The organism is Klebsiella sp. 10982 (assembly GCF_048589245.1).
GTDB classification, from domain to species: Bacteria; Pseudomonadota; Gammaproteobacteria; order Enterobacterales; family Enterobacteriaceae; genus Klebsiella; species Klebsiella quasivariicola.
Map to the genome: position 1 here is coordinate 25,460 of NZ_JBMAXV010000043.1, position 12,431 is coordinate 37,890.

11 protein-coding genes and 3 pseudogenes are annotated in these 12,431 nt (G+C 49.4%); 8 read left to right on the forward strand and 6 right to left on the reverse strand.

Translation table 11 applies throughout. The features are described from left to right. The first annotated feature begins 190 nt into the window (after positions 1-190). The 4 genes from frmR (at position 191) to fghA (ending at position 2,948) form a co-directional block, all read left to right on the forward strand. The gene (frmR, locus tag ACKLKD_RS23295; RefSeq protein WP_032413273.1) at positions 191-466 is read left to right on the forward strand and encodes a formaldehyde-responsive transcriptional repressor FrmR; all 276 of its coding nucleotides are present in this window, start codon (positions 191-193) and stop codon (positions 464-466) included. A 30-nt stretch (positions 467-496) separates the two neighbouring features. Further along, a complete protein-coding gene (locus ACKLKD_RS23300) occupies positions 497-1,606 on the forward strand; it encodes an S-(hydroxymethyl)glutathione dehydrogenase/class III alcohol dehydrogenase (RefSeq protein ID WP_032414187.1) in 1,110 nt (369 codons plus the stop codon). Between the two features lie 41 nt (positions 1,607-1,647). After that, complete coding sequence (locus tag ACKLKD_RS23305; RefSeq protein ID WP_008813494.1) at positions 1,648-2,046, forward strand: VOC family protein; 399 nt, start codon at positions 1,648-1,650, stop codon at positions 2,044-2,046. Positions 2,047-2,111: 65 nt separating this feature from the next. Further along, positions 2,112-2,948 (forward strand): S-formylglutathione hydrolase, encoded by an 837-nt coding sequence (gene fghA / locus ACKLKD_RS23310; protein ID WP_032413414.1) that lies wholly within the window; start codon positions 2,112-2,114, stop codon positions 2,946-2,948. A 27-nt stretch (positions 2,949-2,975) separates the two neighbouring features. Here the strand turns inward: fghA and ACKLKD_RS23315 are convergent. Further along, a pseudogene (locus ACKLKD_RS23315) lies at positions 2,976-3,275 on the reverse strand (resolvase); the annotation flags it as partial. Between ACKLKD_RS23315 and ACKLKD_RS23320 the strand changes: the two are divergent. Both ACKLKD_RS23320 and ACKLKD_RS23325 read left to right on the forward strand, forming a co-directional pair. After that, positions 3,244-4,239: pseudogene (locus ACKLKD_RS23320) on the forward strand (Tn3 family transposase); the annotation flags it as partial. The pseudogenes ACKLKD_RS23315 and ACKLKD_RS23320 sit on opposite strands and share 32 nt — an antisense overlap. Beyond that, positions 4,234-5,213: pseudogene (locus tag ACKLKD_RS23325) on the forward strand (IS110 family transposase). The pseudogenes ACKLKD_RS23320 and ACKLKD_RS23325, both read left to right, overlap by 6 nt. Before the next feature lie 419 nt (positions 5,214-5,632). On the opposite strand, the gene ACKLKD_RS23330 reads toward ACKLKD_RS23325, so the two are convergent. Genes ACKLKD_RS23330 through ACKLKD_RS23350 form a run of 5 tightly spaced genes read right to left on the reverse strand, consistent with a single transcriptional unit; the run spans position 5,633 to position 9,620 of the window. Next, positions 5,633-6,598 (reverse strand): DMT family transporter, encoded by a 966-nt coding sequence (locus tag ACKLKD_RS23330; protein WP_032413267.1) that lies wholly within the window; start codon positions 6,596-6,598, stop codon positions 5,633-5,635. Further along, positions 6,595-7,413 (reverse strand): amino acid ABC transporter ATP-binding protein, encoded by an 819-nt coding sequence (locus ACKLKD_RS23335; RefSeq protein WP_032413265.1) that lies wholly within the window; start codon positions 7,411-7,413, stop codon positions 6,595-6,597. Before ACKLKD_RS23335 ends, ACKLKD_RS23330 begins: the two co-directional genes overlap by 4 nt. 4 nt (positions 7,414-7,417) lie before the next feature. After that, positions 7,418-8,080, reverse strand: a complete 663-nt coding sequence (locus tag ACKLKD_RS23340; RefSeq protein ID WP_032413263.1) for an amino acid ABC transporter permease — start codon at positions 8,078-8,080, stop codon at positions 7,418-7,420. Then, positions 8,077-8,748: an amino acid ABC transporter permease gene (locus tag ACKLKD_RS23345; protein WP_032413262.1), complete on the reverse strand. Its 672-nt coding sequence runs from the start codon at positions 8,746-8,748 to the stop codon at positions 8,077-8,079. Before ACKLKD_RS23345 ends, ACKLKD_RS23340 begins: the two co-directional genes overlap by 4 nt. Before the next feature lie 23 nt (positions 8,749-8,771). Continuing rightward, entirely contained in the window at positions 8,772-9,620 is an 849-nt protein-coding gene (locus ACKLKD_RS23350) for a transporter substrate-binding domain-containing protein (protein ID WP_032436702.1), read from the reverse strand. A 156-nt stretch (positions 9,621-9,776) separates the two neighbouring features. Between ACKLKD_RS23350 and ACKLKD_RS23355 the strand changes: the two genes are divergently transcribed. Continuing rightward, positions 9,777-10,730, forward strand: a complete 954-nt coding sequence (locus tag ACKLKD_RS23355; protein WP_032413259.1) for a LysR substrate-binding domain-containing protein — start codon at positions 9,777-9,779, stop codon at positions 10,728-10,730. An 86-nt stretch (positions 10,731-10,816) separates the two neighbouring features. Continuing rightward, positions 10,817-12,028: a M24 family metallopeptidase gene (locus ACKLKD_RS23360; RefSeq protein WP_017901247.1), complete on the forward strand. Its 1,212-nt coding sequence runs from the start codon at positions 10,817-10,819 to the stop codon at positions 12,026-12,028. The last annotated feature ends 403 nt before the right edge of the window (positions 12,029-12,431 follow it).

The following is a 12,431-nucleotide window of genomic DNA, read 5'->3' on the forward strand; positions in this document are numbered from 1 at the left end:
ATCGGTAGATATCATTTTTGTAGTAACTTTCCTTCCAACAGCATCACAGCCAAAAATAATATAAGTATATGATTTATATCGCAAATAAAGGTAGTTATGTTTATTCTTAGTTATACTGTAGTGGAGTATGCATTGATGATTATTATATACTCCACTATAGTATATAAAGTCCAAAATAGTGAGGTAAATAATGCCCAGTACTCCTGAAGAGAAAAAAAAGGTCCTTATCCGTGTTCGCCGCATTCGGGGTCAGATTGATGCTCTGGAAAGAGCGCTGGAAAATGGTGCTGAATGCCGTTCCATTCTTCAGCAGATAGCTGCCGTTCGCGGAGCAGCTAACGGTCTTATGGCAGAGGTGCTCGAGAGCCACATACGGGAAACCTTTGACCAGAATGACAGCTACAGCCATGAAATCAGTAAATCCGTTGACGATACGATTGAACTGGTTCGCGCCTATCTTAAATAGCTAAGCCATCACATTGAGGATAATTTACATATGAAATCACGTGCTGCCGTTGCATTTGCACCAGGGAAGCCCCTGGAGATTGTTGAAATTGATGTTGCACCACCTAAAAAGGGCGAGGTGCTGATTAAAAATACCCACACCGGTGTCTGCCACACCGATGCCTTTACCCTCTCCGGGAACGATCCTGAGGGCGTTTTCCCGGTGGTTCTCGGCCACGAAGGGGCCGGTGTCGTCGTGGAGGTCGGTGAAGGCGTGACCAGCGTGAAGCCGGGAGACCATGTGATTCCGCTTTACACCGCCGAATGCGGGGAGTGTGAATTCTGTCAGTCCGGGAAAACGAACCTCTGTATATCGGTTCGCGAAACTCAGGGAAAAGGACTGATGCCTGACGGAACCACCCGCTTTTCTTACAATGGCCAGCCTGTTTACCACTACATGGGATGCTCCACCTTCAGTGAGTATACGGTAGTGGCCGAGGTTTCTCTGGCAAAAATTAACCCGGCGGCAAACCATGAACACGTCTGCCTGCTGGGCTGTGGCGTGACTACCGGGATTGGCGCTGTTCACAACACAGCGAAAGTTCAGCCTGGAGATTCTGTCGCTATTTTTGGTCTTGGCGCAATCGGTCTGGCTGCCGTTCAGGGGGCTCGCCAGGCAAAAGCAGGACGCATTATCGCTATCGACACCAACCCGGCCAAATTCGAACTTGCCCGTCAGTTCGGTGCAACCGACTGCATCAACCCGAACGACCATGACAAACCGATTAAAGATGTGCTGCTTGAAATCAACAAATGGGGCATTGACCACACTTTTGAATGTATCGGTAACGTCAACGTTATGCGTGCGGCGCTGGAAAGTGCTCACCGTGGCTGGGGCCAGTCCATTGTCATCGGCGTGGCCGGCGCCGGGCAGGAGATATCCACCCGTCCATTCCAGCTCATTACCGGGCGCGTATGGAAAGGTTCTGCTTTCGGCGGAGTGAAAGGCCGTACGCAGCTTCCGGCCATGGTAGAAGATGCCATGAAGGGTGAAATTGAACTGGAGCCATTTGTTACCCACACGATGACGCTGGATGAAATCAATGAGGCCTTCGATCTTATGCATGAAGGTAAATCCATCCGGACGGTAATCCGTTACTGATAGCGTCTCAACTGAGTCAAACCAACTAAAGGAAATGGATCATGGCAACACCTGTAATTTCTGGTAATGACGTTTTTTCTCACGTCTTCATCGGTGCATCCGATGTTGAAAAATCCGCTGATTTTTACGATGCTGTTCTCGGTACGCTTGGCATCAATAACCTCGGCCCGTTTGGCAATGGCTGGGTACTTTATGGTCGCGAAAAGCCAGCATTTATTATTGCACGTCCGGGCAACGGTGAAGCGCCATCGGCCAACGGCGTTACTGTCGGCTTTGCAGCTGCAAGTCCGGAAGAAGTTGATGCTTTCCACGCCGCGGGCCTTGCCGCCGGAGGGAAAGATGAAGGTCAGCCTGGCCCGCGCAGCCATCTCCCTGGAGCCTATGCAGCCTACCTGCGAGACCCTGCAGGTAACAAAATCACGGCTTATACGTTCATCTGACGTCCTGCTATAAAGAGACTTCCCCTGACTCCCTGTCAGGGGAAATAACCATGAGACAGAGGCTGATGGAACTCATCGAGCAGCATGCCAGCGCTGGCGGCTGGCAAAACGTATACCGCCATAATTCACAAACACTTAATTGTGAGATGAATTTCGGTGTTTATCTTCCACCCAAAGCAGCAACAGAAAAACTGCCGGTGCTGTACTGGCTCTCGGGTCTGACCTGTACGGAGCAGAATTTCATCACCAAATCGGGTATGCAGCATTATGCCGCCAGGAACAACATCATCGTCGTTGTTCCTGATACCAGTCCCCGTGGAGAGCATGTCGCAGATGCTGACAGCTACGATCTGGGCCAGGGTGCCGGCTTTTATCTGAACGCGACGGAACATCCGTGGAGTACGCATTACAGGATGTATGACTATATTCTCCATGAGCTTCCGGCTGTTGTCATGGAGCATTTACCTGTAACATCAAGGAAATCAATATCCGGTCACTCCATGGGAGGGCTGGGAGCGCTGGTTCTGTCGCTGCGAAATCCTGATGAATACGTGAGTGTATCGGCATTTTCACCAATAGTGTCACCTTCTCAGGTGCCATGGGGACAACAGGCATTCACCGCGTACCTGGGTGAAAATAAAAAAACGTGGGAGCACTACGATCCCGTCAGTCTCATTTTACAGGGTGCGAAATTACCAGAAATTTTTATTGACCAGGGATTAAGTGACGCCTTTTATGAAGATCAGTTACGCACTAAAAGTCTTGAAAGAGTGTGCAACGAGATGAACATCAACACATCATTCCGATATCATACTGGTTACGACCACAGCTATTATTTCATTTCCAGCTTTATTGGTGAGCACATTGCTTACCATGCCAACAGGCTCAGGCTGTCAGCATGAGTTGATTTCCAGCCTCAGAAAATGTGCTTAATTTTCAGGCCTGAACAGGGCCTGAACCCTGCAGACCTGAGATGTACTGTAACCGGTGGCTTCAGCAGTTTCTCTTATGCTCAGTTTCTTGACCTGTCGGTAATACAGAACTTTCTTATGTCGTTCCTGATCGGCCTGTTTGCCCCGGTACTTTCCCAGCGTGGGTGCCCGTTCAATTCCCTGCTTCTGCCGATGGCGGCGGCTCAGCCAGTCCTTATGCGACATCGCGGCCATCAGGTCGATAAGCATACTATTGATGGCGGTTATCACGGCTCGGGTTTCACCGCTGGCAGAGCTGGTTTACAGCATGCTACCGCGCCCTAAAATCACGGAAATTCTCGATGAGGTAAACAGCTGGACGATATTTACCCGACATTTTTCGCATATAAAAAATGACATTACCCGTCCCGATACCCGCCTGCTCCTCACCACCATCCTTGCGGATGGTATCACTCTTGGCCTGACCAAAATGGCAGAAGCCTGCCCCGGTAGCACCAAATCATCACTCGAAGATATTCAGGCATGGTACATCCGCGATGAAACCTATTCAGCTGCTCTTGCTGAGCTGGTAAATGCACAGGGGAAAAGTCCACTGGCGGCATTCTGGGGCGACGGGACAACGTCATCATCAGATGGACAGAATTTCAGAACAGGCAGCTCATGCCGCTACGCAGGGCAGGTTAACCCGAAATATGGGCAGGAGCCCGGACGTCAGTTTTATACCCATATTTCGGATCAATACAGCCCGTTTTACACCTGCATAATCAGTCGGGTCAGGGATTCAACCCATGTTCTCGATGGCTTGCTGTACCACGAAAGCGACCTGGAAATCAGCGAGCATTACACCGATACAGCTGGTTTCACCGATCATGTCTTTGCCCTGATGCATCTGATGGGATTTGCGTTCTGTCCGCGAATCAGGGATCTCCACGACAAGAAGCTGTTTATCAAAGGGAAAGCTGACCAATACCCGGCGCTTCAGTCACTGATATCAACGACCAGCCTGAATCTGAAAGAGATCGAAATTCACTGGTGTGAAGTGCTGCGTCTGGCGACCTCGATAAAGCAGGAAACCGTGACAGCGTCTCTGATGCTGAAAAAACTAGCCAGCTACCCGAAGCAAAAAGGACTTGCCAAATCACTGAGAGAAATTGGCCGCATTGAGCGAACGCTGTTTATGCTCGACTGGTTCCGCGATCCTGCACTCTGTCGGCGAGTACAGGCGGGGCTGAATAAAGGTGAAGCCCGTAACGCGCTGGCTGTTCACTGAGTTGACCAGCATGGTAAAACTGTTCTGGTTAAACCCAAAGTATCGCGTGCTGCCCTTCCTGAGCTGATTGCCAGTTTACATCCCTGTGTTAACGGGATGGAGGCATGCTCCGGGGCTCACTACTGGGCAAGACTGTTCCGGCAATATGGCCATGAACCACGTCTGATGGCTTCTAAATTTGTATCTCCTTACCGCATGGCCGGAAATCAGGCAAAAATGATGCAGCTGATGCACAGGCTATCTGTGAAGCAGTTCGTCGCCCGCATATGCGGTTTGTACCCGTTAAGGATGAGAGCCAGCAGGCGATGCAATGCCTACACCGCTCCCGTCAGGGATTTATAGAAGAGAAAACAGCAACGTATAATCGCCTGCGAGGATTGATATCTGAATTCGGCGTCATCGCGCCACAAAGTACAGATTCCCTGCGACACATGGTTTCTGCACAGAAAGATTCTTTACCACTTCAGGTTCAGCAATGTGTTGATGATTTGCTGGAGCACGTTGCTCGCATCGAAGCCAACATAGCTGAATATGATCGGATTTTGTCCCGCATGGCCAAAACAGATCATCGCAGTCAAAGGCTGATGGAATTGAAGGGCGTAGGCCCCACAACGGCCTGTGCGCTGGTCGCCAGTATCGGTAACGCACATGATTTTAAGAATGGACGCCAGCTGGCAGCCTGGCTGGGCCTTACGCCATCGCAGTACAGCAGCTGCGGAAAGTCGAATCTTGGCAGGATAACGAAAGCTGGCGATTCGTATCTGAGAACATTTCTGGTTCAGGGGGGCCGCTCGGTACTGATCGGGGCGGAGAAAAAGACTGATTCATTCAGTCGTTGGGTCTGTTCACTGATCGAGCGCAGAGGATACTGGCGTGCCGTTGTAGCGATCGCCGTCAAAAACGCAAGGCTGTGCTGGGCATCATTGCATTACGGTGATGATGTCAGGCTGTACTCAGCCAGCTAAAGCACGAAACAAAATAACCATCTGTTCTGCAATTCGTTGATGATAAAGGGTTAGACCCCGTGAGGCCTATCTGGCTATTGTACAGGATATACGTATCCGCTTAACGAACAAGAACCTCACGCGCGTCTTTCATCAGGGTCCGAATCGATAACGATTCATTATGACCGTTTATAGTACCGCAAACTCTCCCCTTTATTTTTAACTGTAGTGCAGACAGAAACCGTAAACACCGGCGTTGACATGCCGGGGAAGCCCTTATAGTACAATAATTTTCGATATCCAAACTTACCCCAATTATCCGGATTCCAGCGACTAGCCTAAAAATGAGTATTAATACTATCAATAACTTAAGTGATACCAACTGTCTGAAGATTCCAGGGGCCAGTCTATTCATGTACGAGAATCTGGTGAAGCCATAATCAACTCCGATTGACTTCTGAAGTATTACTCACGTCGCCGCCATGATTGTGCTGATGGTAATGTAACGTAAACATAACCCCACCAATTAACAGCGTAATAGCGGCACTTTCCTGGAGATCCGGAATGCGCTGTGAATAGATAAAACCATATAGCAGCGCGAAAAGGGTTTCAAAAACCACCATCTGCCCTGTCAGTGATACCGGAAGACGCCGGGAACAGAGATTCCACGCCAGATATCCCAGCCATGAGGAGACCACGGCTAACATCATGTTCGTTATCCAAAAGAGCGTTTGGGTGTGTTCCGGTAACGACAAGTCAACTGCAGAAAACCTGAATATACTGGCGATGAGCCATAGCAGTACCGAAACACATCCCGTACACAGGCCTATCAGGAGAGACCACTGGTTACTGGTGTAAGGGAGGTTTTTCAGACAGCGGGAGTTCTCGACAGCGTAACGGCTCCAGCACAGTAATGCAGCGAAGGCACAAAGGATCCCCAGCATCTGCCGTTTTCCTTCTGTAACTTGGTGCGATGATGTTTGTATCGCATGCAGATTAATCAGCACCACACCAGCAATGATAGCCGTCATCGGCAGCAATAATTGCCTGAAGGGCGGAGCATGCTGGTCCCTGCGACCAAGCACCGGAACCATCACCGGAATTAAACCTATCACTAACGATGTCGCGGCAATACCGACCTGCTGTACGGCCACCGCGACGAGCAGAAAATAGAAAACATTGCTCATCAGCGAAAGACGGATTAGCGTCAGCAGATCGCGATGATGCCATACACGGGCAATGTTGCGCCATTGAGGTATAAGTAATATTGCCGCCAGTATCCCATAGGTAGCAAAGCGACCGCAGGTTAACAGCAGTGGTGAGATCTCGGGTAGCAGTACCGGTGGCAGGAAGATGAATCCCCAGCATGCGCCAGCGAGTACGCCAAATGTAATCCCTTGCTTCATGCTGACTCCTTCAATGCCCTTTCAGGTAATCTAGCCCCCGACTGGCGCTCACTCCACGACGACAAAAAATACTGCAGCCGCGGGCTTTTCGGCTGATGGAACAGTTGCGCCGGTGCTCCCTGCTCTTCAATGCAGCCATCGGCAAGAAACAGCACCCGATCGGAGACTTTAGCGGCAAACCCCATCTCATGGGTCACAATCATCATGGTCATACCATCATCGGCAAGATTGCGGATGACCTTTAGCACCTCCCCGACCAGCTCCGGATCAAGCGCTGAAGTCGGTTCATCGAACAGCATAATGGCGGGTTTCATGGTCAATGCCCGGGCGATGGCAACGCGCTGCTGCTGACCACCGGATAACATCGCGGGCCAGCTATCGGCTTTGTCAGCCAGACCAACCCGTGCCAGTTGCGTTTTCGCTTCGGAGTAGGCTGCTTCACAGGAGACCTTTTTAACCCGCCGCAACGGCGTGGCTACGTTATCGAGTACCGTCATATGCGGCCACAGATTAAACTGCTGAAAGACCATACAGACGTCGCGTAAAGCCTGACGGTTTTCCTTGTCGCTTAAACGCCGGCGTTTTTCCCCGCCGAGAGGTTCATAGCCGACGTTCTCGCCATTCACCAGAATGCTGCCGGAGCTATAATCTTCCAAAAAGTTAATACAGCGTAACAGCGTGGATTTACCCGACCCTGAGCCACCAATCACGCAGATGACTTCTCCGGGAGAAATGCTGACATCGATGCCACGTAGAACATGGTTTTCGCCATAATGTTTATTGAGGTTGTTAATCTCAATAGCATAATCACGCATAGTATTAACCTCGGCTTAATTGAGAATAAGAATAATGGCGCTCTATTTTATTACCCAGACGGGAGATACCGATCGCGATCCCCCAATAGACAATGGCCATTAAGGCGTAGATTTCAACCATCGCATAGGTCTGGTTAGCAATGGTCATGGCGGTATTGGTGAGTTCACCGACCGTAATAATGGATAGCACCGACGACTCTTTTACCAAAATGACGCTCTGGCCAACCAATGGCTGGATAATGCGAGCGAGCATTTGCGGCCAGACAATGAAAGTAAATATTTGCCATGGACTTAACCCCAGGTCTGCCGCCGCTTCAACTTGCCCACCTGAGACAGCATTGCGACCCGCACGAAATATTTCCGCAAAATAAGCGGAACCATAACATCCCAGGCACAGTACCCCGACCTGTTGCGCCTCGAGATTAATACCTATATAGGGTCCACCATAAAAGACTAAAAAGAGCTGCACCAGTAACGGCGTGCCGCGAAACACATTAATCCATGCATGATATATCACATTAAATAAAGCCGGTTTTTGTCTTTCGAGAAGAAAAAAACATAGCCCGATCGCCAGCCCCAGCAGGATACCGCCGAGACTCATTTTTAGGGTCATTAAAATACCGGCGGCAATGGCATCTTTATAGGTGAAAAGTATTTCAACATTCATTGTGCTAATACCCTTTGAGCCGAAGATGAGCGGTTTTTCTCTAACCTGGTGCCAACAATACTCAGCCCCCACGAGGTCAGAAAATAAAGGAGACCGCATGCCGTATAAAACTCCAGCGGCCGATAGGTGGTTGAGGCCAGCGTTTGAGTCACTCTCATCAACTCATGGACCGCCACCACCGAGACCAATGCCGAGTTTTTGATAATATCGATGGTTTCATTAATCAAAGCCGGGATCATGGCGCGCAACACCTGCGGCATCTGAATATAAAACAGCGTTTGCGCCGCTGAAAAACCAAAATCTCGTGCCGCTTCCAGTTGGCCTTTGGGCAACATTTTAAAGCCAGCCCGAAGAATCTCTCCTTGAAAGGCTGCGGTATTTAATGAGAGAGCCACAACCGCCGCCAGCAATGGTGAAAGCGTGATCCCTACTGTTGGCAAAGCATAAAATATTAATATCAACTGGACCAGTAACGGCGTTCCACGATAAAAACTGACATAGGTTTTGCAAAAACAACGCACGAGACGCCGCGGAGAGTTTAACCCCAGGCAAATTAACCAACCGAGGATCAATCCTATGACAATCGCGCTCAGCGATACAGCCAGAGTACTGAGCACGCCAATTAATAGCTGAGGGAAATAGGGAAACACCACTGAAATATCAAACATATTGCCCTCCAGTATCCATCAAATTAGTTTGCCGGGGTCGGAACTTGCTCAGGAACGGCCATAGAAAAACCCAGCCACTTCGTTTGTAGCTGCGCCAGTTTTCCCGATTTATTCAACTGCACAATGCCGTCGCTGATAAATTTGACCAGTGAGGCGCTATCCGCATCCTTTCTTCCGGCCCATGCGTACCAAGTGGCCGGGCCAAACGGTGGGCGTACAATTTCAAACGTATCACCACGGGTCTTTACCAACGGCGCGAAGTTCGGCAGCGATTGCACAACCGCATCAACACGGTGCGCCGCTAATGCCGCATAGGCTTCGTTATAATCAATAAAGGCTTTTATTTCTTTAACGCCGTGACCGGTGGTGGGTTTAAGTACCGATGCTTCATATTCTTTTAGCACCGCAATTTGCGGCGCCCCGGCCTGGCTGGCGACAATCATGCCCTGGAGATCTTTGGCGCTATTAATGCGGCTATCCCCTTTGCGTTTCAGAATGGCCACGCTGGCGTCAGAAAAGGGAGCGGTAAAAGCAAATTTTGCTTCACGATCGCGAGTGATGGTTAAAGAAGTTGCCACAAAGTCAAATCGTTTGCTTTCCAGGCCGGGCAAAATCCCTTGAAATGGAATATCCAGCTGAACTACTTTCACCCCGGGTAATCCTTTCATCACTTCCGTGAGAATATCTTTTCCCAGACCGACTATTTTGCCATCTTCAAGCATTTCAAAAGGGGCATAGCGCGCTTCGGTGGCAATCACTATTTCTTTTTTTTGCTTAATATCATCCAGTAAATCAGCCTGGGCCGTAGATATCAATAATGGTGAAAGTTGTAAGGCAGACATAGAAAGTAATAGCCACAGTTTATTTTTCATCAATGTTTCTCCGCGAGTTTGAATGACGATGATAATATTTATTCATTCGCTGAGCGGCGACAAACGGTGGTTTCTAACTGATAACTATTAGCACGGCTAATGGTGATTTTGGCATGAATAGTGCTTATTACAGGTTATTTAGCAACAGAGAAACCGATGATGCAACGAAAACCAGGTTTGCCGTCTCTCGACGGTTTACGCTACTTTGATGCCGCAGCGCGCAATCTCAGTTTTACCCGTGCCGCGCAGGATCTTTTTCTTACTCAGAGTGCAGTAAGCCAAAAAATTCAATCGCTTGAGCAGCAACTTGGCTATCTGGTCTTTCACCGCACTCCCGCGGGACTACGCTTAACCCCGCAGGGTGAACAACTTTTTATCGGAGTGCGCCAGGCCTTTGCCATCCTCGAAACTACGTTGCACCAAACCGGTGAAGAAACCCTTGAGGGCACCATAAAGATTCGGGTTATGCCGTCCTTTGCCACCAAATGGCTGCTTCCCCGATTGCATCAGTTTTATGAGCAGTACCCTATCAGCCTGGAAATTGATGCCGATATGACGCCCGCCAATTTTAAATCTGACGCGGTCGATATCGCCATCACTCCTTTTTGGGTTGATGATAAAAATCTAATTCAACGGCATCTGTTCAACGATGTGATCTATCCCGTGATCAGCCCGGATTTGTTGAAAACACGGCATCTGCGCAGTTACAGCGAACTCTGTGGTTTGCGCTTACTGCATGATTCCATGCCGCAAAATGCCTATAGCACCCATTGGCGCTCCTATTTTGCCCGCCTCGGGCTCTATGACCTGAATGTCGAGGCGGGAACCGGATTTTCCCGCGCCGACCTCGTACTCCAGGCCGCCTGCGCCGGCCAAGGAATCGCCTTAAGCCGTCACTCTTTGTGTGCGACGGAAGTGAGCAATGGCGCACTGATTCGCCCTTTTACCGATATCGTCGAAGACGGACAGGTGTGGTTAACCTGCCCGCGTAATAATGAGAAACGGCCACGCGTTCAGGCGTTGATTAACTGGCTGACACAAGAAACCGCACGTCATATTGCAGAGCGAACGCAAATTCTCGGTGAATATACGCTGCATAAGGCCGGCTAATGACGGCAAATTAATAATCTCCGTTTGTAGCAAGATATCGTTTTCCAGATGATGGCATCACGCCATTATCAACGACGGAGTTTATTATGAGCATGCCAGATATTATTGAATTAGCTAATGGGCAAAAAGTTAAAGGAACGTTCAGCTCCCATGAGATGCAGCGCCGACTGTCGGGATTACGGGCCACCATGGAAGCAGACAGCATTGATGCAGTTATTTTAACCTCGATTCATAATATTAATTACTACGGCGATTTTTTATATTGTAGTTTTGGTCGCCAGTATGCCTTGGTAGTGACACCGAGCCAGTCATTTTTAATTACCACCAATATCGATGGAGGTCAGGGATGGCGCCGCAGCTACGGTGCAAATATCGTTTACACGGACTGGCAGCGCGATAATTATTACCGTGCAGTACGTAAAGTGGTTCCTGATAATAGCCGGCGGATTGCACTGGAAGGCGATCATGTAACGATCGAACAGCGCGCTAAATTTTGCCATTACCTTTCTCAGACACAGTTTATTGATATTGCACCGGCGACGATGCGTATGCGCATGATTAAGTCTGCCGAAGAGATTGCGCTGATTAAAATTGGTGCTCAGGTCGCCGACCTCGGCGGCGCGGCATGCGTCGCAGCGATTGCCGAAGATGTTCCGGAGTATGACGTTGCCCTGGCAGCCACCTCGGCGATGACCCGGGAAATCGCGAAACGCTTGCCGCATATTGAATTGCGCGATACCTGGACGTGGTTTCAGTCTGGCCTGAATACCGACGGTGCTCACCATCCGGTGACGACCCGTCGCCTCAAGCAAGGGGATATTTTATCACTGAACTGTTTTCCCATGATTGCCGGCTACTATACCGCGCTGGAGCGTACACTGTTCCTCGGTCAGCCTAGCGATGAGCAATTGCGTCACTGGGAGATCAACTGTGAGGTGCACCGCCGTGGGCAGGCGCTCATTCGCCCTGGCGCCCGTTGTTGCGATATCGCCGCCTCGCTCAATGAAATTTATCGCGAGCATGACCTGCTGCAGTATCGGACTTTTGGCTATGGTCACTCCTTCGGCGTTCTGAGCCACTATTATGGCCGCGAAGCCGGTTTAGAATTACGCGAGGATATTGAAACCGTTTTAGCGCCGGGAATGGTAGTCTCAATGGAACCGATGATCATGCTGCCAGAGAACATGCCGGGACACGGCGGTTATCGCGAACACGATATCCTGGTAGTCACCGAAAATGCAGCAGAGAACATTACCCATTTCCCTTATGGTCCTGAGCATAACATTATAGAAAAATAGCAGATAAGCATGCCTAATGTAGAATGCATCAATATATCAGCACCTTCTGGTGCTGATTATTTTGCCCGGCTTTGTAATATGAGCGTCATTATCTAAATTCAACAGGAAATAATGTGATGCTCTATCTTCCTCAGATCAGTTCAGTGGAAATGACTCTAAATCATTGATAGTGTTTTATTGTCATGTAGTACTCAATGTGACCTACCCAGCGTTTATTAACATACCCCAATATTAGTAATGTATTCATAAGCCACATGAGGGCATCCCTGTAATAGCCCCCGTTTAAACCGGACACTTCACCAGTAAGACATAGGCATAGAGCTATGTTTAAGGAGTGTCCTGTGCAAAGAATCGAAGTGATCACTGGCGAGCAAAAGCGCCGCCGTTATATGATGTAGTTATA